Source organism: Haloactinospora alba, from assembly GCF_006717075.1.
GTDB lineage: Bacteria > Actinomycetota > Actinomycetes > Streptosporangiales > Streptosporangiaceae > Haloactinospora > Haloactinospora alba.
Map to the genome: position 1 here is coordinate 89399 of NZ_VFQC01000002.1, position 24374 is coordinate 113772.

Below are 24374 nucleotides of genomic sequence, written 5' to 3' on the forward strand. Positions count from 1 at the left end.
CGCCGGGAGACCACGGGCCCGCCCCGCCCGAGGCGGGCCCACCCCCTGGATGGCCGCCCCCGCGCTCCTGGTGTTCGGGCTGTTCGCGCTGGTCCCCCTGGCCGGGGTGGTGCTGCTCTCCTTCACCTCCTGGGACGGGCTGGGCACTCCGCGGTGGTCCGGGGCGGACAACTGGATGCGCGCCGCCGGGGACCCCGTGACCCGCAACGCGGTATGGCTGACGGTCAAACTGACCGTGCTCAGTTACCTGTTCCAGGCGCCCGTCAGCCTGCTGCTGGGGGTGTACACCGCTTCCCGCAGTCGCCACCGCGAGGCGCTCGCGGTGCTGTACTTCCTCCCGCTGCTGTTCAGCTCCGCCGCAGTCGCGCTGACGTTCAAGGGGCTGCTGGACCCGAACTTCGGGTTGGGCGCCGCGCTGAACGTCCCCGCCCTGACCCGCGACTGGCTGGGCGACGCCGACCTGGCGCTGGGCGTGGTCGTCTTCGTCATCGGGTGGTGTTTCATCCCGTTCCACACGCTGCTCTACCAGGCCGGCGTCCGGCAGATCCCCGCCTCGCTCTACGAGAGCGCGCGCATCGACGGCGCCGGCCCCCTGGCACAGTTCACGCACATCACCCTTCCCCAGCTGAAGTACACGTTCGTGACCTCCTCCACCCTGATGCTCGTCGGCTCACTCACCTACTTCGACCTGATCTTCGTGCTGACCGCGGGTGGCCCTGGAGACGCCACCCGCATCCTCCCGCTGGACATGTACCTGACCGGGTTCCGCTCCTACGACATGGGCAAAGCGAGCGTGGTCGGAGTCGTCCTAGTCGCCGTCGGTCTGGCGCTGGCGCTCGGTCTGAACCGGATGTCCGGAGCGAACCGCATGGAGAGCCGACAGGAGGGAGCGTGATGACCCCGTCCATCCGATCCGGCCCGCGGCGGCGCAACGTCGCGGGGGCGCTCGGCGGCTGGCTGTGGCTGGCCGTGACGCTCCTGCCCGTCTACTACATCGTGGTCACCAGCCTGCGTCCGCAGGACGACTACCACACCGAGAACCCGCTCTCCCTGCCCTCGAACCCGACCCTGGCCGCCTACGGGCGCGTACTGGACGCCGGCTTCCTCGGCTACTTCGCCAACAGCGTGGTGGTCACGACCGCCGCGGTCGCCGGAACCCTGGCCGTCTCCCTCATGGCCGCCTACGTGGTCGTGCGCGGCCGCACCCGGTTCGCCCAGCGGGTGTTCCGGCTGGTGCTGCTGGGGATCGCGATCCCCATCCAGGCCACCGTCGTCCCCGTCTACTACCTGATCGTGCAGATGGGTCTCTACGACACCCTGGCCGCGCTCGTCCTGCCCTCCATCGCCTTCGCCATCCCGCTGACCGTGCTCATCCTCGTCAACTTCCTGCGGGATGTGCCCGAGGACCTGTTCGCGTCGATGCGCATGGACGGCGCGAGCGAGTGGCGGATCCTGTGGAGCCTGGCCCTGCCCATGACCCGCCCCGCGCTGGTGACCGTGGGCGTCTACGACGCGCTCACCGTGTGGAACGGGTTCCTTTTCCCGCTGGTCCTCACGCAGAGCCAGAGCACCCGGGTGCTTCCGATGTCGCTGTGGGTCTTCGAGGGTTCCTTCTCCGTCGACGTTCCCGGCCTGCTGGCCGCGGTAGTGCTGTCCGTCCTGCCTGTCGCCGCCGTCTACGTGGTCGCCCGCCGCCAGCTCGTCGCCGGACTGACCGCCGGATTCGGCCGGTGACCGCAACCACCGCGGCCCCCTTCACCGCAACACCACAAAAAGAGGAGCAGCATGCCCGAGCACACTCCGCGGCGCGTCCCCTCTCCCTCCGGAGAGGAAGAGGAACGGGTCGAGGCCCTGCTCACCGCCATGACCCTGGAAGAGAAACTCGCCCAGCTCACCTCGTACTGGCCGCGCCCGGAACAGGAGCCCGGGCAGGAGTCCGGAGGAGGCTCCGGCGCCGAGGGCGAGGTCGCCCCCATGGAACACGCGTTCCAGCGGGGGCACCGCGACTACGGCGATGCGGCGGCGGACGGGCTGGGACACCTCACCCGTGTCTTCGGCAGCGCGCCCGTCGCCCCGCAGGAGGGCCGCGCCCACCTGGCCGGTCTGCAGAAACCGCTCACGGACGACACCCGGCTCGGTATCCCCGCCATCGCCCACGAGGAGTGCCTGACCGGGGTCACCACCTACGGCGCGACCGTATACCCGGCACCGCTCTCCTGGGCAGCCTCCTTCTCCCCGGAGCTGGTACACCGCATGGCCGCGGCCATCGCCCGCGACATGCGGACGTTGGGCGTGCAGCAGGGCCTGGCCCCGCTCATGGACGTCGCCCGCGACCCGCGGTGGGGCCGCGTCGAGGAGACGATGGGCGAGGACCCCTACCTGGTGGGCACCGTCGGAACCGCCTACGTCCAAGGGTTGGAGGAGAACGGAGTCGTCGCCACCCTCAAGCACTTCGCGGGGTACTCGGCCTCGCGGGCGGGCCGCAACCACGCGCCCGTCCCCATGGGGCCGCGTGAGTTCGCGGACGTGCTGCTCCCGCCCTTCGAGATGGCGGTGCGCGAAGGCGGCGCACGCTCGGTGATGAACTCCTACAGCGACATCGACGGGCTTCCCGTCGCCGCTGACGAGGGGCTGCTCACCGGTGTGCTGCGGGACCAGTGGGGGTTCAGCGGCACGGTCGTGTCCGACTACTGGTCGATCCCGTTCCTCGACCTCACCCATCGTGTCTCCGCGGGCCGGGCCGCCTCCGGGGAGCTCGCCCTGCGCGCCGGAATCGACGTCGAGCTGCCCGAGGGTGACGCCTACCCGCGCCTGGCCGAGGCGGTCGCCTCCGGCGCGCTGCCCATCCGGACGGTGGACCGCGCCGTCCGCCGGGTACTGCGCCAGAAAGCGGAGCTGGGCCTGCTCGACCCCGGCTGGACGGCGGCACCCGAGGAACCGGGTGCTGGGGAGGAGATCGACCTGGACCCGCCCGCCAACCGCGCGCTGGCGCGGGAGGTCGCCGAGGCGTCGGTGGTGCTGCTGGACAACCGCCGCCTCCTCCCGCTGTCCCCCGCCGCGACCGGGCGGATCGCCGTCGTCGGCCCGTGCGGCGGCGACCCGCGCACCTTCCTGGGCTGCTACTCCTTCCCCAACCACGTGCTGTCCCGCTACGGGGACCACAGCACCGGGGTGCGCGTGGACTCCCTGGCCGAGGCGCTGCGCGCCGAGTTCCCCGGCGCCGCAGTGGAGCAGACCGACGGGGTTCCGGTGCTGGAGGAGGACCGTTCCGGCATCCCCGCCGCCGTAGCGGCGGCCGCCCGCGCCGAGGTGTGCGTGGTCGCGGTCGGCGACCTGGCCGGACTCTTCGGCCGCGGCACATCCGGCGAGGGGTGTGACGCCGCCGACCTGGCGCTGCCCGGTGTCCAGGGCGAGCTGGTGGACGCGGTGCTGGCGGTCGGCACTCCCGTCGTGCTGGTCTGCGTGTCCGGACGGCCCTACGCGCTCGGCGCCTTCGCCGACCGGTGCGAGGCGCTCGTTCAGGCGTTCCTGCCCGGCGAGGAGGGTGGGGCGGCGATCACCGGGGTGCTCTCGGGGAGAGTGAACCCCGGCGGGAGGCTACCGATCGGGGTGCCCCACCATCCCGGCGGCCAGCCCACCCCCTACCTGGTGCCGCCCCTGGGGCGGGCGAGCGGCGGGATCTCCAACCTCGACCCGTCGCCGCTGTACCCGTTCGGACACGGTCTGTCCTACACCTCCTTCGACTACACGGATCTGCGGCTGAGTGCCGGCTCGATCCCCGCGGACGAGGAGCTGGAGGCAGCGGTGACAGTGCGCAACACCGGCAGTCGGGACGGGGCCGACGTGGTGCAGCTCTACCTGTCCGACGAGACGGCCCAGGTCACCCGCCCCGACCGGGAGCTGGTGGGCTACGTCCGGGCCGAGATCCCAGCGGGCGGGGCATGCCGGGTGCGGTTCCGGCTGCACGCCGACCGGACGTCGTTCACCGGGCGCGGGGGCCGCCGCGTCGTCGAGCCGGGAGCGTTCACGCTGGCGGTGGGCCGATCCAGCGAGGACATCCGGCTGTCGGACCGGTTCACCGTCACCGGAACCCTCCGGACGGTGGAGACGCGACGAGCGATGCTCACTCCGGCGGCGGTCAGCCCGGCCGAGTAACCCGCTGCCCCGGGTGACCGGTACGGCGAGGCGCCTCCGGGAACGACCGGATGGCCCCGGGCGCCAGCGACCCCGCCCCTCCCGTCGGGGCGCCGCTGGTGGCGGAACGTGTGCTGCCCGGAAACATGGTCCGGTACTCCTCCCCGGGAAGTACCGGACCGCACGACGGCTATCCGCTGCCAACAGCCGTTCCCGGAGACGGTTCGCCAGGGGAACCAACCGCGGCAGCGGCCCCTACCGGGAACCGCTCACAGGATCACGTCCTCAATGGGGATGCCGAGGGTCCCGCTGATCTCCTGCCGCTCGCTGTGATCGTCGAAGATCTCCTCGACATCCTCGTCAGCCTCCTCGGGGTTGTTCGCGGCCGCGGGCGCGGCAAGCGGACCGACCAGGACAGCCGCCCCCCAGAGCCAGAGCGGTGGCGGATGCGCGTGCGAACGTCCTTCGCACGCCCCTCTCCTCTCATACGTCTACTACGCCACCCCCACCGTGGGTGTATCAACCCAACAGAACAAAACAGTTTCCCTGTGTGATTGCTCGGTCTTTACTCAGGTTTTCGAAAGGCGTCTCAGTGCCCTGACCGGCCAGCTCTGTTGGGGGTGGGTGTCGCAGGACGACCGGGCGGGGCCGCGGGGAGGCGGGACCCACAGAACACCGAGGGCTCTCGGGGATCCGGCTCCCCGCGTGGCGCGTCGCAACGGGACGGACGGGACGCGCACCCGGAGGCGACCGCACCGCCTCCACCAGCAACGATCCGAGGAGCCCACGGAGGCACCCGCGTCCCCGAGTCTCTACCGCATGGCCCACGTCCTCTCCGCTGCCTGGTACCTCGTCATCGCGGGGTTCCTGTTCGTCCTGTACTGGCCGCTCTCGCACCTGCCGCTGTCGCTCGCGGCGATATTCGGCATCGGATTCCTGCTCCTGGGGCTCCGCGAGATCTTCAAAGCGGAACGAGGTCCGCAGCAGCGCCAGAGGGCCGCACCGCACCGCCGGTAACCGCGTTCCGGTCAGTCCGAGGCTGTTCCGGCGCGTCGCTCGTAGCGCGCGCGTGCGCGGCGATGGGCCTCGCGCAGCAGCTCCCGGACGGCCGCGTCGGTTCGCGGTCCCGGGTTCACCACCGCGAGCAAGCCGACGGAACCGTACACGGGGTGCGCGAACACGGTGTCGGTGGTGCCGGGGGTGGGGCCGGTGGCCGGTTCACGCGGCCCGTGCCCGGTCCAGCGGGTGAAGGCCTCCTTCCCGGCGGCGATGTTGACGCGGAACCGGTCCGGAAGGTCCAGTCGCGATTCCCCGTCGCCGGGGTAGTTCTTGGTCACGATCGTCGCGAAGGGTTGTGTCGCCTCCGGCATGACCCCCTCGGGTGAGTGGAAGAAGAACGTGTCGCCCCAACTGATCTCCGGCGACCACCCGTCCTCGGGGCCCGGCCGGACCGTCAGGACACCGTCGATGCCGTCCACGAAACTGATGATGTCGTCCTCGGTCATACCTTCAGCGTCACATTAGAGTGCTTATGGAGACCTCGGTACCGCTGTGGAGGACGACCAGGGTGCGAACCCTCAACTCACCGGTCATGCGCACCGTCGATGTGGCGCGGGGCGCCGGCTACTCCGTCCAGCAGGTGCGCAACCTCGAACGCGACGGTGTGCTGCCGCCGGCGGCGCGCACGGCCTCCGGCTACCGGACTTACGGTCGGATCCACCTGTGCTCCGCACTGGCCTACCGGAACCTGGCCGCCGGTACGGGTCCGGTCGAGGCGAAGCGCATCCTGCGGGCGGTGCACGAGTGCCCGCGCCCGGAGGCGCTCTCCCTCCTCGACGCGGCACACGCCCGGCTCCACCGGGAGCGCGAGCGGCTCAGACACGCGAGGGAGGCCATCGCGGCGATCTCGACCGAACCGCTCGACGACGTGCGCCCCTCGGACGCGATGAGCGTCTCCGAACTCGCCGCCGCGCTCGGGGTGCGCCCGTCGACGCTGCGGCACTGGGACGCCGAGGGACTCGTCGTTCCCGACCGCGTGTCCGCGCGCGGGACGCGACGGTACTCACCGGCCCAGGTGCAAGACGCCCGGATCGTCCACCAGTTGCGCGGCGCCGGATACCGCATCGGCCCCCTGCGTGCCCTGGTACCGCACCTGCCGCGCGCGCACCGCTCGGAAACCGTCGCGGACGCGCTGGCGCAGCGGGAGGCGAGCATCACCGCCCGCTCCCAGGCCCTCCTCGACTCCGCTGCCGAGATCAGTACCGTGGTCTCACTCGCTCTGCCGGGCTACTCCGATCGTTGAGCCCGCGCCTTGGATCCGCAGCGCAGGAGAGCGGTGAGAATCAGTACCCACATGGCGATATAAAGCAACGGCTGGATGATGACGTGCGCCAAATCGAGCGTGTCGGCCTGGTTGTAGCGTCCCGCTTCGAGTATCGCTGGCTCTACGGCATTCAGGACGTGAGTGGTGAGGTTCTGCAGGATGAACAGCGTCATGGCCCCGATGACCAGCCACCGCCCCGAACGCATCCGGAAGGCGAGGATAACGCCGACCACACCGAGAATGGAGTTGTATAAGGGGAAGAGCATAGCGACCAACATGAGGTCTCCTGGGAAGAGAGTCCGTCCGAGAGCAGCGCGACTCTAGCGTTCCAACCCGCCTCCCAGGGGAACCGGTGCGAGTCAGCATGCGGAACGCTCGGGTCTACGCAGGCCGCGTACGCGTCAGGCGCACGGCCCGAACGTACCGTGGGAACGGAAACCGTGTGCCGCAGCGGTCACTCGCGCGCTTCCCGCGGCCGCACCCACAGTTGCTGGGGGTGGTGCATCATCCAGCTCTCCACCGGGGCCGCGGTTCCGGCCGCCTCCTGGCCAGTGTCCAGAGCCAGCTCGGGGAAGCGCGCGAACAGGCGCGGCAGGGCGACACCGAGCTCCAGACGCGCCAGCGGGGCGCCCAGACACAGGTGGGGGCCGTGGCCGAACGCCAGATGACCGCGGGTCTCGCGGCCCACGTCGAAGGTGTCGGGGTCCTGCCAGGCGTCAGGGTCGAGCGCGGCGGCGCCGTAGGCCAGCAGCAGCATCTCCCCCTCGGGGACGGGCACACCCGCCACCTCGGTGTCTCGGGTGGTGAACACCGCCGGCAGCAGGCTCACCGACGTGTGGCGGCGCAGTACCTCCTCGACCGCCGTCTCCCAGGGGACCTCGCCGCCGGTGACGCGCGCCAGCTGGCCGGGGTGGGTCAGCAGCGCCCGCACACCGTTGGCCAGGGTGCCCATCGTGGTCTCGAAACCCGCGATGACCAGCAGGAGGAGGTTGGCGGCGATCTGGACGTCACCGAGCCGGTCGGCCTCCGCGCATGCGTCGTCGGCGGCCACCAGTGCGCTGACCAGGTCGTCGCCGGGATCGGCCCGCCGCTTGGCCACCAGCTCCCGCAGGAAGGCGTTCGCCTCGGCGTAGACGCCGGGGTCGCTCAGCTCGAACACGCGCCGAGCGATGTCGCCGAGGACGGGCGTCTCCTCCTCGATGTCCAGCAGGCCCGCCAGCACGCCCACCGTCAGCGGCCAGGCGAACCGGTCCTTGACGTCCACGCTCGACGCGCCGTCCATCCCGTCCAGTAGGTCGTCGGCGAGCTTCTCCACGCGCGGCCGCAGCGCCTCCACCCGCCGCCGGGTGAAGTGGGTCTGCATGGGCTTGCGCAGCCGGGAGTGCTCGGCGCCGTTGCTGGTCAGCAGGCTTCCGATGGAGCCGCCGACCAGGCGCACCAACGCGCTGTCGGGGTCGACCTCACCCTCGCGTACCGCCCGCCAGTTGTGCCGGGCGCCGCCCCGCACGAAGGTGCCGGTGCGGTCGGCCAGCACGGTGCGCAGCGCCTCGTGGTGGGTGACGGCCAGAGCCCTCACCTCGGCCAGAACCACCTCAGCCACTGGCCCAGCCGCATGGAGGGCGTGCGCGGTCGCGTCTCTGTCGGGGTCTTCGGGGTCGATTGCGATGCGCTGAGTTGCCACGGGGCTCCTTCGTAGATGCGATCGGTGGGGGTGAACTCGACGCGTAGGGACTCCACGCCACTCAGTCGGCCCTCGGCCACCCCCTGCCACTGCTCGTCGACCAGGACCATGTCGGGCAGGCGGCGGTCGAGCAGCTGCACGGCCTTCTCGGCGAGCGCCAGACCGAGGTCGCGTCCGGTGCTGGGGCAGGAGTGCGGTCCCAGGCCGAAGACCATGTAGGACCGGTTGGTCTCGGTGTCCAGGCGCTCGTCGCGCCGCAGCAGCTGCTGCGCGGGACCGAAACCCATCACCAGGCAGTCGCCGGCGGCCACGGTGTAGCCGCCGACCTCCACGTCGCGGGTGGCGAAGCGGCCGATGAGGGTGTGCATCGGCGGCGAGTGCCACACGCTCGCGTTGACCGCCTCGTGCACCGTGCGGCCCGAGTGCAGCTGCACGCGCTCGCCCTTGCGGCCCAACAGCAGCCACAGGGCGTGCGCGATGGTGTGCGCCGTCGGTTCGTGGGCCGCCGCGGTGATGAACGTGAGGTGGTCGCGGATCTCCTCGTCGTCCAGCCCGGCCGCGACGAGTTCCGAGACCAGGTCGGCTCCGGGCGACGCCCGGCGGGGCTCGGCCAGGGCCGTCATGCGCCGCTGCAGCTGGGCGTGGGCGTGCAGCGCGTCCTCGGCACCATCCCACACCCGCCGCTGGGCCGAGCACACCGCGACACCCTCGTTGGCGTCCATGCCGTACAGCCGGCACAGCACCAGCAGCGGCACCACGCTGGCGTAGCGGGTGACCAGGTCGGCGCGCCCCTCGGTGCAGAACGTGTCGATGACCCGGTCGATGACCTCGTCGATGTGGGTCGTGATCCGGGTCTGCGAGATGTTGGACAGGGCGCGGACGACGATGTCCCGATAGTGCCTGTGGTCGGGGCCGTCGACGTTCCACACGTTGCGCCGTTTGGTGTAGATGCTGCGCAGCGGCGAGGTCTCCGGGATGACGCCGTTGTGGAAGTCGCGCCAGTGGTCGACGTCGCGGGCGAAGGTCTCCGGGTCCTGCAGGACCCGCTGGTGCACCTCCAGCGTGAGCATGAGCCAGGCCGGCACCCCCTCGGACAGGAACACGGGCGCGAGCCCTCCGGGGTAGCGCTCCAGGAGCCGGTCCCACAGCGCCTGGGGGTCGGCGAACGCCTCGGGATCGTCGAGTCGGAGGGCGTCGCTCGGATGCTGGCTCGGGTGCGGCATCGCGTTGCGGCTCCGTGGGGATCGGGGGGAGGGGAACCTGAGCCGCAGGCCGAAGCGCTCCCATGGGGGTCGGGCATGCGAGCACCGTCCTCTGCGCCTCATCGACAACCTGGCCGGCGCACGGGTTTTCGTCCGTCAATTCACCCGCGCCCCAAGGCCGCCATGAAGTCTGTCGGAATTTCCGGATATTGCGCAACCCGGGGAGATAGTTTTGTATTCACCTATTGAGCCGGGAGAATTCGTCGCACGAGGAGTGACGCACCCGTTTTCGCAGTACTCCCGGTTCGTAGGGAACCGACCGCGTTTCCTCCCCGAGGACACCGAATCGGCGTTCCGCGGGACCGTCCGCGCTCGGCGGCGGGTGCGCGACCCCGGATACCGCGCCGTTGGGGCGGTCCCCGCTCGCGGCCGACCGCACGGGGCGCGGGTGTGGGGCGGCCCGCCCCTTCGTTCACGGGCTATTCCACGCGCGAAACAAAGAAACGTACGGGCGGCCGGCATTGGTACCACGCGCAATGGGAATTTCCGGGTGAGTATTGGCCATGCGCCGGGTGCCCTGCCATTGTGACGTCACAGCACGCACCGGCCGGCCCGCGTTCACGCGTGAAACTCCTGGTGCGGGTAGTTCCGCCGCGGAAACACCGACCACCGCGCTCCCCGCGCGCCCGCGGGTCCCACCACGACGCGGGAGTCAGGCAGCGCCGAGTTCGGCGGCGGACGGGGGGTCCGCTCCGGGACGGGAACAGGTGATCGCGGCGGCGGTCGCGGCGAAGTCCAGGGCCGCGCGCCAGTCCTCGGCGGTGAGCTCCGCGACAGCGGCGGCGTCCAGGGCGTCGTGACGGTCGAGCCAGTGCAGGAGGGCAGCCTGCACCGTGTCGCCCGCTCCGATGGTGTCGACGACCTCCGAGCGTCTGCCCGCGACGTCGACCCGCGCGCCGTCCGGGGTGAGGACGGAGATCCCGTCCGAACCGCGGGTGAGCACCACCGCCGCCGGGCCCAGTTCCGCCCAGTGCCGCGCCTGCGACACGGGGTCGCTCTCCCCGTCCGCGGCGAGCCAGCGCGCGTCCTCGACGGAGAGTTTGAGCAGCCCCACGTGCGGCAGCCAGCTCTCGAACCGCCGGCGGTAGGCCGCCGGGTCCGCGATCAGGTCGCCGCGGACGTTCGGGTCCAGCGCCACGAACACCCCCCGCGCGGACTCCCGCAGCAGCATCCTCTCGTAGGTGGTGGCGCCCGGTTCGAGCACCAGCGACAGGGTTCCCAACGACAGCGCACCGACCCGGGCGTCCTGCGGGCCGGGGTCGGCCACCAGCCGGTCCGCGGTCCCGTCGGTGTAGAAGCTGTAGCGCGCGGACCCGTCCGGCTCCGGGGCGACCACCGCGAGCGTGGTGGGCTCCTCCCCCCGCTGCACCAGCGACACGTCCACACCGCACTCGCGCAGGTGTTCCAGCAGGGCCTGACCGAACCGGTCGCGGGAGATCCGGGAGAGGAAGGAGGTCGGCGACCCCATCCGGGCCAGGGCGATGGCCACGTTGTAGGGGCCGCCTCCCAGCCGGGGGGCCAGCGGTGCGAGCTGGGGCGGGGGAACGGGGTCCTCCGGCACGAGGTCGACGAGGGCCTCGCCTCCGACAACGATCACCAGAACTCCTTCCTCCCAGGCGCCGACCGTCGGCCGCACGCCCGCGGACTCTCCTCGACAACGGCGGCCCCAGGGGCCGCTCGGCGGCCGGGGAACCGCCCCGTGCCGGCGTTCTCCGCCCGCGCCGGCGGCCGCCGCCCTCGGCTCGTGCCCCATCCTCGCACCCGCACCGGTGGGCGACGTATCCCTCGCCCGCGACCGGCACCGGAGCGGACCGGAGACGCGGGGCCGGTTCCATCCCCGCGGGGTCGGGAGGAGAGCATACGCCGCCCGGGAAGGTAGCCGCCCCGTGGTAGCCGGTGGGAAGCCGGGATACGTTCCCGGCCAACCGGTTGAGCGCTGAGGGGCAACCGGACCTGGCCGGAGCCACTGGCGATGACAGTTGGGGAGCTCTTTCCCGATCCCCGGGCGGGCCAGCACTCTGGAGGGGTGTACTCATGCGCTCCCATCGCCGCGCCCGCGCTCTCCCCCACCGGTGCCAACGCCGACGGGCGGGAGCCAACACCGTACGCCTCGCCCTCGGCAACGAGGTTCCAGGAACCGCACAAGCCCGCCTTCCAGCGGCCCGACACCAGCATTCCCCCTGGAGAGAGTCAGAATGGCGCACAACAGCAGCCACACCACCCGGTCGGCGTCCCCGAGTCCCGAACAACCGTGGCTGGACGGGCAACGGGACGCCCTCGTGCGGTGGACGCACCGCGCGCGCCAGCCGCACGGTTTCGCGTGGCTGGACGACGACGGCGTTCCCGACCGGGAGAAAGGCGTGCAGACGTGGATCACGGCGCGGGCGACGCACGTCGCCGCGCTCGCCCACCTGCACGGGGACAGCACGGCCGGCGAACTGGCCGAGCACGGGGTGCGCGCCCTGCTCGACTCCCTGCGGGACGACCAGGAGGGCGGGTGGTTCGCCCGGATCGCCGCTGACGGCACCCCCGTCAGCACGGACAAGGCCGGTTACGAGCACGCGTTCGTGCTGCTGGCCGCGGCGAGCGCGACCTCGGCGGCCGTGCCGTCGGCGAATGAGCTTCTCGACCGGGCGAGCCGGGTGGTGCTCGACCACTTCTGGGACGGGGAGGCGGGCCTGTGCCGCGAGTCGTGGGACCGCTCCTGGCGGGCGGCGGAGCCCTACGGCGGGGCCAACAGCAACATGCACATGGTGGAGGCGTTCCTCGCTACCGCCGCCGCCACGGGCGACACCGCGTGGGCACGACGCGCATCGCGCATCGCCGACTTCCTGATCGGTGAACAGGCCCGTGCGCACGGCTACCGGCTGCCCGAGCACTACACCCCGGACTGGCAGGTGCTCCCGGAGTACAACCGGGACCGGCCCGACGACCCGTTCCGCCCCTACGGGTGGACACCCGGCCACTCCATCGAGTGGGCGCGGCTGCTGGTGCACCTGGAGGCGGCACTGCCCGACCCCGGCGGGGAGCTGCTCGACCACGCCGAGAACCTGTTCGCCACGGCGGTGCGCCACTCCTGGTCCCGGGACGGGGCCGAGGGTTTCTGCTACACCCTGGACTGGTCGGACCGGCCCGTGGTGCGGTTGAGAATGCACTGGGTGGCGGCGGAGGCGGCCGCCGCGGCCGAGGTGCTGCACCGCAGGACCCGCCGGGAGCGCTACCGCGAGCTCGCCCAGCACTGGTGGGACCACATCCGCACGCACCTTGTCGACGGCCGGGGAAACTGGGTCCACGAGCTCGGCGCGGACAACCAGCCCTCCTCGGTGGTCTGGCGGGGCCGGCCCGACGTCTACCACGGTTACACGGCAGCGTCCCTGGCCTCGGGACTGCGCGTTCCCGGGTACGCGATCCGGAGCACAGGGAACTGGACCGATTAATTAACCACATCATCAACAACGAGCGCCAGATCAGCAACACCCCTGGACCTACTACGACTCTTCCGGCTGCCGGTCCAGGAGCGCCAGACCACCGTCAACTTCGGGCGCTACGAGAACGAGGAGGCCTGGGAGCTCCCCGAGGAACTCGCCCGGGTCCCGGTCGGGGACGACGAGCGCATGCGCAAGATCACCTCGCGGCTGCAGGAGATCCAGCTCACCGAGCTACCCGCCTCCTGCGGGGTACGCCTCCAGCGTTGAGCGCGCGGATCCGCGGCGGGCGCGCCCGCCGCGGACCGCAAAGGGTCGCATCCTGGGAAAGCCCGCTCCCTGGAGGGGCTTTCCCAGGGCAGAGCACGGAGGCGCGGGGTGCCGCGACCGCTCGGCTACCTAGGGGGCAAGACCGCGCAGGGTCGCCCGCAGGGTCGCGGCGAAGGACGTGGGGTGGGTGACGAAGCCCGTGTGGCCACCCGCGAACAGCACGGGTTTCGTCACCAGGTCACGGGCGAGAGCCAGAGCGGTGTCGTGGGCGAGTTGGCCTTCCGAGGCCGCTCCGGCACCAACGGCCACCGGTACGCGGCAGGAGCGCAACGCGGTGGTGTCGGGCAGGTAGGTGGCCGTGGGCAGAACGATGTGCGCCAGGAAGAAGTCGAGATTGCGCTCCACCCGTTCCAGTCTCTCCCGGGTGCGGACGGCCGCTTCCGGGCTCTCCGGAACCTGCTTGCCGGGATCACCGGCACCACGCAGTCCGGTCCCCGCGACGAAGGTCTCCATCGCCGCGCCGACCCCCTCGCGGCGGTACCGGTCACGTACCTTGCCCAGGACGGTACGGCGCGGGTCCCCGTCGGGCAGGAGCCCGACGGCGGGAGGCTCGTGCGCCACGAGGGCCCGCACGTGTTCCGGATGGCAGGCGGCCAGGGCGAGTCCGGTCTGCGCGCCGCTACTGCTACCGAAGACGTAGGCGGGCTCGGTCCCGACCGCCTGGAGTATCCGCCGCGCGTCGTCGGCCTGGGTCGGTATCGGAACATCGTGCTCCGGACGCGTGGCGCTGCTGCGCGATACGCCGCGGCAGTCGTAGACAACGAGGGTGAAGTGCGGCGCGAGAAGGGGAGCGACTCCCGCGAAGTCGCGAGCGTCGTCGGTACCGCCAGCGATCAGCAACAGCAGCGGCCCGGATCCCGACGTCTCGTAGTACAACCGCGCCCCGGGCACGTCCAGCCAGCTCACCGCGCGTCTCCCTTCCGAGCGCAGGGGTTCGTGATCGGTTCCGGTCCGGGGCCGCGTCTCCCGCCCCGGACCGGGGGTCCGGACCCGGTCGGCGGGTACCTGTTCCACCGCGCGCATATCCAGTGCCGCGCCTCGCGGACAGCCCGCCGACCGGGGTACTAGGCAGGGACGGTGGATTCCGTCGGCTCGTCCGCGGCCTCCGTGGCCAGTGGTCGCGCCTGGCGGATCTCGTCCGCCAGGAAACCGGCCACCGCGCGGACCGTCGGACTGCTCCACAGGATCGTCGGAGGCAGGTCTATGCCGACCCGACGGTTCAGCCGCACCCGGAGGCCGACCGTCATCACGGAATCCATCCCGAGTTCGACGAGAGGACGGTCGACCCCGATATCGGCGGCCACCAGGTTGAGCTCCGCGGCCACTGCCTCGTGGACCTCGGCGATGAGGCGGTCGTCAAGCTCCGCGTCGGGCAGCCCTGGCCAGTCGATCCCCTCCGCCAGGCCACCGTCCGCATCGATGTCGCCAGCGTCAGCGAGTTCCGAGAACACGGGAAGGGAGCGTTCCGGCAGCACGCGCAGAACGGCGTAGTACGGCAGCGTGAAGCGGTCCGTGAACGCCCAGGCTCGGAGCGCCTCAGCGGGGGAGACGCCTCCCAGGCCCCGTGCTTCGGCCTCCATGATGGTGGTGTCGGCGGTGGACTCTCCCATACCGGTACCAAGCCACTGCGTCCAGGCGAGGCTGACGGTCTCGGTGTGCCCCTCCGCGTGCCGCAGCGCCGCGAGCCCGTCCAGGAACGAGTTGGCCGCCGCGTAGCTGGCCTGGCCGGTCAGCCTGGCGAACTGGCCGCACGAGGAGAACAGGGTGAGGAAATCGAGGGTGCCCGGGGGGAACATGCGGTGCAGCACCATCGCTCCCTGGGCTTTCGCTCCCAGTGTGATCTGGAGGTCCCGGCGTTCGGTCTTGTCCACCAGGGCGTCCGACACCACACCAGCGGCGTGCACCACCCCGAGAATGGGGGGAAACCCCAGCGCCGAGGGGGCGAGTGCCGCGTTGACGGCGTCGGCGTCCGTGATGTCCAGCGCGAGTACCCGGACGCTCACGCCCAGATCCTCCAGTGCCAGCACCGCGTCGATCTGCGAGCGGAGGGCGGGATCCTCGACCCGCTCCCACTCGGACCGCGGCGGCAGACCGCGCCGTCCCACGAGGACGAGCCGACGCGCTCCGCGGTCGACCAGGTAGCGGGCGGCCTCCAGACCGAGCGCGCCCAACCCTCCGGTGATGAGGTACGTACCGTGCGGACGGCACTCCAGGGGCTGCCCGTCGGCCAGCTGTTCCACCTGGGTCAGGCGCGCCGCGTGGGTGTCGTCGGAGGTGAGGGACACGACGTCCTCGGTTCCGTCGAGTTCCGCCATGAGGCGCAGTAGCGACGCCGCGGTGTCGGCGCCGAACGGTTCGGCGGGGTCGCCGAGGTCGACCAGGCCTCCCCACAGGTCGGAGCGTTCTCCCGCGATGATCCGGGACACACCCCACAGCGGAGCGTGGGCGAGGCTGGACTCGTGCCGGGGAGCCCGCGTGCCGCGGACCAGGCACCACAGTGTTATGGGGGAGGCCGCCCTTCCGCCTTGCCCGGTGGAACGGGCGCCAAGGTGGTGGGCAGTCTCCAGAAGCTCCCATGCGCACCGTTCGGCCGCCTGTTCCGGGGTCTCGGTCGGGCGTTGCGGCTCGGGAGCGAGGACGAGGGCTCCTTCCTCTCCGGCGGGGACCTCCGCGAGCTCCGCGGCTCGCGCCAAGCGCGTGCACGGCACGTCGCACTGCCCGAGGTGACGCGCGAACGGGGCAGTCACGGCCTCGTCCCCGAGCAGCAGTACCCGTTGCGGAAGAGCGTCATCCTCCCGTTCCGCGGTATCGAGGGCGCGCCACTGGAGCTGGTGCACCAGCTGGCTGGGGGGCAGGGCCCTTCCCGGCTGGTCGTGTACCTGGGTGAAGCGGAGGCCGCTCGCCTCGCACACCACGTTCCCGTCCTCGTCCGCGACCCGGACGTCGATGGTGGTCTCCGGCGCGTTGGGGGAACGGGTGGTGTGCACGACGACGCGGCCCGGGGGCTCCCCGTGGAACACGATCGAGTCGAGATGCGAGGAGGTGCGCAGCGTCCGCGAGTCCTCCGCGGTGACCAGGACGCCGCTGATGGTGAGCGCGCCGTCGATGACCGCCGACCAGCTACTCGGGTGCAGTTTGGGAGTTCGGTCGATGGTCACGACCGCGAGCTGCTCCGTCTCGTTGCGGCGCAGCTCCTCCACCACCCAGGGGAAGGTGTAGCCGTCCACACCCATGGCGCGGAAGACGGCATCGACCCGGTCCCATGTCCACTCCTCCGGGCAGCGAGCGCGGATCGCGGCGATATCGTCCACGGGGCTCGGACACACCGCCGCGGACCGGTCCACCGTGGCCGTAGCGTGCGTGATCCACTCGTGGTCGTGGCCAGTGGCCGTGTCCGTGTCCTCCTCCCGCCGGATGCGGCTGGCCAGCCACACCCGGTTCCGGTCGAGGACGACCTGCACCACCCGGGGCGGTGTGGACGCGAGGGGCGTGCGAAGCACGATGTCGGACAGGCCGGGGCGGCTCCCGTCGCGGGTGGCAGCGGCGACGAACGAGTTGATGACGACCGAGGCCGGGACCGTCTCCACTCCCACGACCTTGTGGTCCTGCGGGTAGGGACGGTTCGACATGTCCAGGTGCGTCTGCCACACGTGCTGGGCGGGTGCCCCCGCCACCGTCGTACGCCCACCGAGCAGGGTGTGGCTGTCCGGGTCGTGCCCCCCGCCGCGCTCCTCGGAGGCGTGCTCGGGAAAGATCCAGTAGGGACGGTGCTGCCAGTGGACGGTGGGGAGGGTGACCAGGTCTCCCTCGTAGTGCCAGTCCACGCGCATGCCGCCGCAGTGCAGCCGCGCGAGGTTGGCCAGGAGCGTCTCGCGCTCCGGCTGGTCACGGCGGAGGGTGGCGGCCACGACCGTGTCCCCCTGACCCGCGTCGAGCGCGGTCTCGGTGAGGGAGTGCGCGACCACCGGGTGCGAGGACACCTCGAGGAAGGCGCGGGCGCCGTCCGCCAGCGCGGCACGTACCGCCTCGGTGAACCTGACGGGGTGACGGAGGTTGGTCACCCAGTAGTCCCCGTCTCGCGCGTCCGTGGCGCGCGCGTCCGCCAGCGCGGTGCTGTAGAGCGGGATACGTGCGGTTCGCGCCGTCAGGGAGCGGGCTGCCTCAGCGACCTCGGGCAGAACCGCGTCGACGTGCGGACTGTGGAAGGCGACATCGGTGTTCACCCGCCGCGCGTCGGTGTCCTCCGCCGCCAGTTCCTCCACCAGGCGCTCCACCGCGTCGCTGTCCCCGGACACCACTGTGGCGTCGGGGCTGGCCGAGATGGCGGGAACCACGTCGCCACGTCCGGCGAGGCGCCCCTCGGTCTCGGAGAATCCCAACCCGACCATGGCCATGGCGCCCTGGCCGGCGACCCGCTCCAGCGCTGCGGCGCGGCGGCAGGCGAACCGGGCGGCGTCGCGCGTGTCCAACGCGCCGGCGACGACCGCGGCGGCGATCTCGCCCACCGAATGGCCGATGACGGCCTGGGGACGCGCGCCGTGCGCGGACCACACGGCTGCCAGGGCGATGTGCATCGCGAAGGTCATCGCCTGGGTCCGGGAGACGGTCCAAGGCCCCCCGGACTCGATCAGCTCCCGTGGGGTCCAGCCGAGCTCGTCCCGGAACACGTCGGCCAGGGTGTCGATGGCGGCGGCGAACTCGGGAGAGGTCCGCAGCAGCTCGCGCCCCATCCCCGACCATTGGGCGCCGTGTCCGGAGAACACCCACACCGCGTCGTACGGTCGGGTGGGATCGGCCTTACCCGTGGCGACCCGCGGTGACCGGCCGCCGGTGGCGAGCTGGTCCAGCTCCCGGGCCAGCTCCTCGGCGGAGGAGGCGACGACGGCACCCCTCGCCGCCAGATGGGAACGGCGGCGCGTCAGGGTGTGCGCCACCCCGTCGAGCGGGACGCGGGCGGTGGCGCGGACCCACTCGGCCACCGCGCCGGCGAGCGAGCGCATCCCGCTCTCGGAGGCCGCCGACAGCGGGAACACGCGGGGGGACTCGCGCTCCGGCCCACCGTCCTGGCGTTCGGCCAGCTCAGGGGGTGCCTCCTCCAGGATGAGGTGCGCGATCGTGCCGCCGACGCCGTAACTGGACACCCCCGCACGGCGGGGGTGTCCGCCCCGCGGCCACTCGGTGGTCTCGGCGACCAGGCGGAGGTGGGAGGCGTCGAGGTCGAGCTCCGGGTTCACCTGGTCGTGCGGGCTGGGAGGGATCCGGCCGTGTTCCAACGCGAGCACGGTCTTGATCGCACCGGCGATGCCGGACGCGGCCTCCACGTGGCCGATGTTCGGTTTCAGAGTGCCGAGGAGCAGGGGGTCGTCCCCTTGCCGGGCTTCGCCCAGGACCCGGCCGAGCGCTCGGGTCTCGGCGTGGTCGCCCAGGGATGTCCCGGTACCGTGCGCCTCCACGTACCCGACCGTGGCGGGATCGATGTCCGCGCGCCGGTACACCTGACGCAGCATGTTCTCCTGGGCGCCGCTGTCGGGAGCCATCATCCCGTCGGAGCGGCCGTCCTGGAAGACTCCGCTGCCGTGGATGACCGCACGTACGCGGTCGCCGTCCCGGCGGGCGTCGGCGAGGCGTTTCAGCACCATCACGCCCGCGCCCTCACCCCGGCCGTAACCGTCCGCGGACCGGTCGAAGGCTTTGCTGCGCCCGTCGGGGGAGGTGGCGCCGGCAGCGTCCAGTGCCACCACGAGAGCGGGGGTTGCCATGATGTTGACGCCGCTGACGATGGCCAGGGAGCTCTCCCCGAGCCGGAGGTTCTGGCAGGCGACGTGCAGAGCGCTGAGGGAGCCGGCGCAGGCGGTGTCCACGGCCATGCTGGGCCCGCGCAGGTCCAGGAAGTACGACACGCGGTTGGCGATGCCGTAGTACGTCGTCCCGTTCACCGCCCACGCGCCGGTGCGGGAGATGTCCTCGAGCAGCCTACGGCCGTAGTCGTTGGAGTTCGCCGAGACGAACACCCCGGCCTCGGTTCCGCCGAGCGCGAGTGGTTGCACGCCCGCGTCCCCCAGCGCTTCCCAGGCCAGTTCCAGGGTGATCCGCTGCTGCGGGTCGAGGTACTCCGCCTCGCGTGGTGTGATCTGGAAGAACTCCGCGTCGAACCCCTCGATGTCGTCGAGGAAGGCGCCCTTGCGGGTGGTGCGGCGCAGGATCGCTGTCGCGTCGGGGCTGCCGGCCGTGTAGGGGTCCCACCGCTTGTCCGGCATGTCGCTGACGTGGCTCCGACCGTGGGCGAGGAACGACCACAACTCCTCCGGGGAGGAGAGGTCGGGAGCGAACCGGCAGCTCATCCCGACGATCGCGATGGCGTCGCCGTCGTTGTGTTCCGTCACTCCTCAACGCTCCCTTCCGCGCCCTGCGCCAGCCGCTGGCGCAGGCTCAACGGCCGCAGGTCCGTCCAGATCCCGGATATGTGGTGGAGGCACTCCTCCTTCGTCCCGCTGAACCCCTCAGCTCTCCATCCCGCCGGGATGTCCCAGCCTTCCTGCCAGATCGAGTACTGCTCCTCGTGGTTGACGACCACGTGGTACGTCCGTCCGTCGGAATCCAAGAGACACTCCTATCCGTCTCGTCCGCGTGCTCCCCTGCGGGAGTGGTCAGGAAGCCGCTCCTCGTGCGGACGCGTCGCCGCGCGTGAGCGAGTCGATGTAGCCCGCGAGCTCCTCCGGGGAGGAGATCGCCTGGGAGTTCACGATGCGGTGCACCTCGGGGTCGCCGTCCGCCACGAAACGGAACAGCCGCCGCCTTTGGGCCTCGTCGCCGGGCTGGCGGGCGATGTGGCGGGCGATGCCCGCCACCCACACCCTCTGGGGGTCGAGGCCGCCGACCAGCTCGTACCATTCCCGGTCCGGTACTGGTGCGAGGACGTGTCCGGATACGCGCAGCCCGTCCAGCAGGGTGCGGGTTCCGCACACGACGTCGGGTACGGCGTTGACGATCCGGTGGCCCGGTTCGGAGCCACGCGCGGGGGCCGCCGCGGAGACCGCCTGTGCCACCGCGTCTCCGGGGAGCCCCTGCAGCAGCTCGTTCTCGGGGTCGGCGAAGCTCTCGGGGTAGCTGCCGGTAGCGATCATGGCCGAGGTCCAGCTCCACAGCGCGTCGGCGGGATTCACCTGGAAGCCCCGCCGGTCCCCCATCACCGTGGGCAGCCGGACGGCCACCGCTGGGACACCGAACGCGCGGGCGTGCTCGAGGTACAGCTCGGCCACGGCCTTGGAACGCACGTACCCCCTGCTCTCCGCCGGTAGCGCGGTGAGCGGGGCAGCGTCGATCTCCGCCCCCTCCGGGTAGCCGGAGGAGTCGACGACAGCGCTGGTGGAGACCAGCGTGACGCTCTTGCGGCGCGTGGTGGCGGCGAATCCGAGAACGCCAGCGGCGCTGTGCGCGTTCACGTCCGCAAGGGGCGCGTAGGGGTACACGTGGTTGACCCATGCCGCCGTATGGACTACGTCGCCCACCCGGCCGGCCAGGTCCCGGTAGGTGTCGGGGTCCATGCCGAGGTGCGGCTCGCCGACGTCGCCGTCCACGACCTCGATCCGTCCCTCGTACTCCTCCCGCCACTCTCCGAGTCCCCGCAGCCCGCGTACCAGCGCGTCTCGCCGCTCGGCGCCGCCGCGCAGCAGGCACACCACGGTCTTGCCCCGGGCCAGCGTGTGGGCGAGGACGAAGGAACCCACGAAACCGGTCGCTCCCGTGAGCAGAACCGTGTCCCCCGTGGCCGGGGAAAACGCGTCCGCGCCCGTGTCGGGCGGGGCGACGCGAGCGGCGATCTCGGCCCGCACCGCCGCGATGTCGGCGGAGGTGTCGCGTTCCGCCGGCTCTGGGGCGGGGAGCTCTTCCTGCCCCCCTCGGGGGGAAGCCGCGGCGAACGCGTCGAGCGCGTCCGCCATCTCCTGCAGCTGCGGACAGCGGAACAGCGTCTCCATGGGGACGTCCACTCCCAGACGATCGTGGATCGCCGCGACGAGCCGCACGACCATGAGGGAGTGGCCTCCCAACGCGAAGAAGTCGTCCTGCGCCCCGACATCCGTCGTGGTGAGTAGCTCGGACCAGATCCGTGCGAGCGCGGTGGCCGTCTCCCCCTCCGGGGGTGTGCGGGAGGAGCGGTCGTCCCGCTGACGCGCGCGAAGCTCCGCCAGCGCGTTCCGGTCCAGTTTCCCGTTCCGGGTGAGAGGAAGCGCGTTGACCAGCACCACCGAGGAGGGCGTCATCCAGTCGGGCACGTGCCGTGCCAGCTCGCGGCGCACGCGGGTAGGGGTGGTCTCCCGCCCGGCGGCCGGCACCACGTAGGCGGTGAGCTCCGTGTGGCCGGTGCGTCCCCGCTCCGCCAGCACCGTGCTCTCGGCCACCTCGTCCAGCGCGTCGAGAGCGGCCCGCACCTCACCGAGCTCCACCCGGTGCCCGCGGATCTTGTGCTGCTCGTCCGCACGGCCGAGGTAGACGATCTCCCCGTCGTCACGACGCACTCCGATGTCGCCGGTGCGGTACATCCGCGCCCCCGGCACCGGGGTGTAGGGGTCCGGCACCATGCGCTCCGCGGTCATCCCGCCGGAGCGCTGGTAACCGAGCGCCACCCCCGCCCCGCCGACGACGATCTCCCCGGGAAGGCCGGTGGGGACCGGTGACAGCTCCCCATCGAGGAGGTACAGCGCGAGGTCCGGCAAGGGGCGGCCGATCAGGGAGTCGTGGCAGGTGAGGTCCTCGGCGGTGACACGGCGGAAGGTCACGTGGACGGTCGTCTCGGTGATCCCGTACATGTTGACCAGCCGAGGCCGCTCGTCACCGAACGCGCGCATCCACTCGGCGAGCGCCGCGTGTTCCAGCGCCTCTCCGCCGAACACCACGAGCCGCAGCGTGTCGGGGGCGTCCTTGTTTCCCAGGACGCGGGAGAACTGCTGGAAGGCCGAAGGGGTCTGGCTGAGGACGGTCACGCGCTCCCGCCGCACCAGTTCCACCAGCGCGTCGGGAGCGCGTGTCACCCAGCGGGGGACCACGACCAGGCGCCCGCCGTGCGCGAGCGCCCCCCACATCTCCCAGACCGAGAAGTCGAAAGCGCAGGAGTGGAACAAGGTCCACGTGTCGTCCGCGCCCAGCTCCATGTAACGCCGAGCCGCGGTGAACAGACGGGCGACGTTCGCGTGCGAGACCACGACCCCCTTCGGCGCGCCGGTGGAACCGGAGGTGTAGATGACGTACGCGGGCGCGTCGATCGGGACGTCGACGTCGACCGGGGTCGTCTGCGCCCGGGCGAGCTCCGGAGCGGACCAGTCCAGCGGTACCGCCGGAGGCCCAGCGTCGGGAAGCCGGTCCATCAGGTCGGTGGCGACCAGCACCGCCGCGACCGAGCACTCCGTGAACTGGTGGGCGGTGCGCGCCGCAGGACTGTCCGGGTCGACCGGAAGATAGGCGGCCCCGGACTTGAGCACGCCGAGGATCGCGGCCACCAGATCGGCGTTGCGGTCGAGCATGATCCCGACGAACGCTCCCGGGCCCACACCGCGCCGCCGCAGCACGTGCGCCACGCGGTTGGCCCGACGCTCCAGCTCCCCGTAGCTCAGGTGTGTGGCCTCGTCCGAAAGCGCCGTCGCCTCCGGTCGGCGCCGCGCCTGCTCCGCGAACCGCTGGTGCACGGGGGTGTCCGCCGCGCCGAGGTCCGACGGCCCCTGTCCGACCGCCTGTCTCCGCTCCTCCGCGGAAAGGAGCGGCAACGCGGCGACGGGCCGGTCCGGGTCCGCGGTACCGGCCGCGAGGAGGCGGTGCATCCAGTCGGCGAACCGCGCCACAGTGGCGGCGTCGAACAGGTCGTCGTCATAGGGGAGGTAACCGACGACCCGGTCCTCCTCGCACCACAGCTCCGCCATGAGGTCGAAGTGGGTCGCCCCGCCGTCCAGGTCGGCGAAGCTCACCTCCAGTCCTGGCAGCGACGGGGGGTTCGGAGCGCCGTCCCGCAGGCTGAAGGAGGTCTGGAAGATCGGGGTGACCCCGGGTTGGCGCGCTGGTTGGAGCTCGTGCACCAGCATCTCGAACGGGACGTCCTGGTGTGCCATCGCGTCAGTGAGCGTCTGTCCCACCCGGCGCACGAGCTGCCGTAGCGAGGGACGGTCCGCCACACTCACCCGGATCGCCAGCCAGTTGAGGAAGTAGCCGACCATGCGCTGCGTTTCGGGGCGGGAGCGTCCGGCCACGGGGACGCCTATGACGAGGACCTCCTGACGCGTCAGTCGGGACAGCAACCCGGCGTACAGCGCGAGGAACGCGACGTGCAGGGTGGTGGCGTGCTCCCGGGCGAGCTCGCGCATGGGCGCCACGAGCTCCGCCGGGAACTCGACGTGGTGGAACGCTCCCTGGCTGGTACGCATCGCCGGACGCGGGTGGTCGGTGGGAAGCTCCAGCAGTTCCGGGATGTCGTCGAGCTGGTCCCTCCAGTAGGTGAGCTGCCTCTCCAGGGCGGTGCGGTTCTTCGCGCGGCGCTGCCAGTACGCGAAGTCCGGGTAGTGCAGGTCCAGCGGGCGCAGGTCCGTGGGGTTCCCGAGCTCACCGGAGTAGAGCGCTCCGAGCTCCTCCAGCAGGATGCTCAGGGACCAGTAGTCGGAGATGATGTGGTGCTGGGTGAGGAGGAACAGGTGGTCCTCCGCGCCGATCGTGTAGAGGTCGCACCGCAGGAGCGGACCGGAACGCAGATCGAAGGGGGCGGCAACGGAGTCCGACGCCCGACGGCGCGCCGCGAGCTCCGGGTCTGGAGCGTCCCGGCAGTCGTGCACGGTGACGTCCACCGCCATCCCTTCGCGCACCACCTGGCACGGGCCGTCCTCCCCGTCCTGGAAGACCGTGCGCAACGCCTCGTGGCGCTCGGTGAGCCGCGCGAACGCGCGCCGCAGCGCGTCGACCTCCACCCGGCCGCGGAGCCGCAACGCGAGGGGAACGTGGAAGATCGCGCGGTAGGGGACCAGCTCGTTCATGAACCACAGCCGTTCCTGCTCGAACGACACGGGAAGCCGGCCGTGTGTCCGCGGGCGCCGGTGGATCCCCGGTTCGGAGCCACCGCTCTCCGCGAGGAGGCGGTCCAGCACGTCGCGCTGTGCGGGGGTGAGCGCGGCGATCCGCTGCTCCAGGCTACGACCGTCCGGCGTGGGGCTGCCTTGCTCGGTCATTGCGTTCCTCTCTGCGAC

15 protein-coding genes are annotated in these 24374 nt (G+C 71.6%); 6 read left to right on the top strand and 9 right to left on the bottom strand.

The genetic code is table 11. The features are described from left to right. The first annotated feature begins 49 nt into the window (after positions 1–49). From FHX37_RS18025 to FHX37_RS18040, 4 genes are all read left to right on the top strand, one after another. On the top strand, positions 50–895 hold the full coding sequence (locus FHX37_RS18025) for a carbohydrate ABC transporter permease (RefSeq protein ID WP_170181631.1): 846 nt from the start codon (positions 50–52) through the stop codon (positions 893–895). After that, positions 895–1734 (top strand): carbohydrate ABC transporter permease, encoded by an 840-nt coding sequence (locus FHX37_RS18030; protein ID WP_141925416.1) that lies wholly within the window; start codon positions 895–897, stop codon positions 1732–1734. Before FHX37_RS18025 ends, FHX37_RS18030 begins: the two co-directional genes overlap by 1 nt. A 51-nt stretch (positions 1735–1785) precedes the next feature. After that, positions 1786–4155: a beta-glucosidase family protein gene (locus FHX37_RS18035; protein WP_141925417.1), complete on the top strand. Its 2370-nt coding sequence runs from the start codon at positions 1786–1788 to the stop codon at positions 4153–4155. 798 nt (positions 4156–4953) lie between these two features. Continuing rightward, a complete protein-coding gene (locus FHX37_RS18040) occupies positions 4954–5151 on the top strand; it encodes a hypothetical protein (RefSeq protein WP_141925418.1) in 198 nt (65 codons plus the stop codon). Between the two features lie 11 nt (positions 5152–5162). Here FHX37_RS18040 and FHX37_RS18045 read toward each other — a convergent pair whose 3' ends face one another. Then, positions 5163–5639, bottom strand: coding sequence for a DUF6194 family protein (locus FHX37_RS18045; RefSeq protein WP_141925419.1), 477 nt, complete (start codon positions 5637–5639; stop codon positions 5163–5165). Between the two features lie 62 nt (positions 5640–5701). On the opposite strand from FHX37_RS18045, the gene FHX37_RS18050 reads away from it, so the two are divergent. Next, a complete protein-coding gene (locus FHX37_RS18050; protein WP_246062427.1) occupies positions 5702–6436 on the top strand; it encodes a MerR family transcriptional regulator in 735 nt (244 codons plus the stop codon). Here FHX37_RS18050 and FHX37_RS18055 read toward each other — a convergent pair. The 4 genes from FHX37_RS18055 to FHX37_RS18065 all read right to left on the bottom strand — a co-directional run bounded on the left by FHX37_RS18055 (position 6421) and on the right by FHX37_RS18065 (position 10997). After that, the gene (locus FHX37_RS18055) at positions 6421–6735 is read right to left on the bottom strand and encodes a hypothetical protein (RefSeq protein WP_141925420.1); all 315 of its coding nucleotides are present in this window, start codon (positions 6733–6735) and stop codon (positions 6421–6423) included. The two genes, FHX37_RS18050 and FHX37_RS18055, sit on opposite strands and share 16 nt — an antisense overlap. A 176-nt stretch (positions 6736–6911) precedes the next feature. Then, positions 6912–8057 (bottom strand): cytochrome P450, encoded by a 1146-nt coding sequence (locus tag FHX37_RS22985; RefSeq protein ID WP_170181632.1) that lies wholly within the window; start codon positions 8055–8057, stop codon positions 6912–6914. Then, positions 8030–9361 (bottom strand): cytochrome P450 family protein, encoded by a 1332-nt coding sequence (locus FHX37_RS22990; protein ID WP_170181633.1) that lies wholly within the window; start codon positions 9359–9361, stop codon positions 8030–8032. Before FHX37_RS22990 ends, FHX37_RS22985 begins: the two co-directional genes overlap by 28 nt. A gap of 691 nt (positions 9362–10052) precedes the next feature. Then, positions 10053–10997 carry a carbohydrate kinase family protein gene (locus tag FHX37_RS18065; protein ID WP_141925421.1) on the bottom strand — a complete coding sequence of 315 codons (945 nt, stop codon included), beginning with the start codon at positions 10995–10997 and terminating at the stop codon, positions 10053–10055. Positions 10998–11595: 598 nt separating this feature from the next. Between FHX37_RS18065 and FHX37_RS18070 the strand changes: the two genes are divergently transcribed. Next, on the top strand, positions 11596–12837 hold the full coding sequence (locus FHX37_RS18070; RefSeq protein ID WP_141925422.1) for an AGE family epimerase/isomerase: 1242 nt from the start codon (positions 11596–11598) through the stop codon (positions 12835–12837). 387 nt (positions 12838–13224) lie between these two features. On the opposite strand, the gene FHX37_RS18080 is transcribed toward FHX37_RS18070, so the two are convergent. The 4 genes from FHX37_RS18080 to FHX37_RS18095 form a co-directional block, all read right to left on the bottom strand. Beyond that, a complete protein-coding gene (locus tag FHX37_RS18080; RefSeq protein ID WP_141925423.1) occupies positions 13225–14061 on the bottom strand; it encodes an alpha/beta fold hydrolase in 837 nt (278 codons plus the stop codon). Positions 14062–14219: 158 nt separating this feature from the next. After that, positions 14220–19538 carry a type I polyketide synthase gene (locus FHX37_RS18085; protein WP_211351947.1) on the bottom strand — a complete coding sequence of 1773 codons (5319 nt, stop codon included), beginning with the start codon at positions 19536–19538 and terminating at the stop codon, positions 14220–14222. After that, the gene (locus FHX37_RS18090; RefSeq protein ID WP_141925424.1) at positions 19535–19756 is read right to left on the bottom strand and encodes an MbtH family protein; all 222 of its coding nucleotides are present in this window, start codon (positions 19754–19756) and stop codon (positions 19535–19537) included. The genes FHX37_RS18085 and FHX37_RS18090 overlap by 4 nt, the downstream gene beginning before the upstream one ends. Positions 19757–19802: 46 nt before the next feature. Beyond that, on the bottom strand, positions 19803–24356 hold the full coding sequence (locus FHX37_RS18095; RefSeq protein ID WP_141925425.1) for a non-ribosomal peptide synthetase: 4554 nt from the start codon (positions 24354–24356) through the stop codon (positions 19803–19805). Between the last annotated feature and the right edge of the window lie 18 nt (positions 24357–24374).

Bases quoted from the DNA above. Each gene is read 5' to 3' on its own strand.
- FHX37_RS22990 (WP_170181633.1), bottom strand. From the start codon at position 9,361: ATGCCGCACCCGAGCCAGCATCCGAGCGACGCCCTCCGACTCGACGAT.
- FHX37_RS18035 (WP_141925417.1), top strand. From the start codon at position 1,786: ATGCCCGAGCACACTCCGCGGCGCGTCCCCTCTCCCTCCGGAGAGGAA.
- FHX37_RS18055 (WP_141925420.1), bottom strand. From the start codon at position 6,735: ATGTTGGTCGCTATGCTCTTCCCCTTATACAACTCCATTCTCGGTGTG.
- FHX37_RS18070 (WP_141925422.1), top strand. From the start codon at position 11,596: ATGGCGCACAACAGCAGCCACACCACCCGGTCGGCGTCCCCGAGTCCC.
- FHX37_RS18045 (WP_141925419.1), bottom strand. From the start codon at position 5,639: ATGACCGAGGACGACATCATCAGTTTCGTGGACGGCATCGACGGTGTC.
- FHX37_RS18025 (WP_170181631.1), top strand. From the start codon at position 50: ATGGCCGCCCCCGCGCTCCTGGTGTTCGGGCTGTTCGCGCTGGTCCCC.
- FHX37_RS18040 (WP_141925418.1), top strand. From the start codon at position 4,954: ATGGCCCACGTCCTCTCCGCTGCCTGGTACCTCGTCATCGCGGGGTTC.
- FHX37_RS18095 (WP_141925425.1), bottom strand. From the start codon at position 24,356: ATGACCGAGCAAGGCAGCCCCACGCCGGACGGTCGTAGCCTGGAGCAG.
- FHX37_RS18030 (WP_141925416.1), top strand. From the start codon at position 895: ATGACCCCGTCCATCCGATCCGGCCCGCGGCGGCGCAACGTCGCGGGG.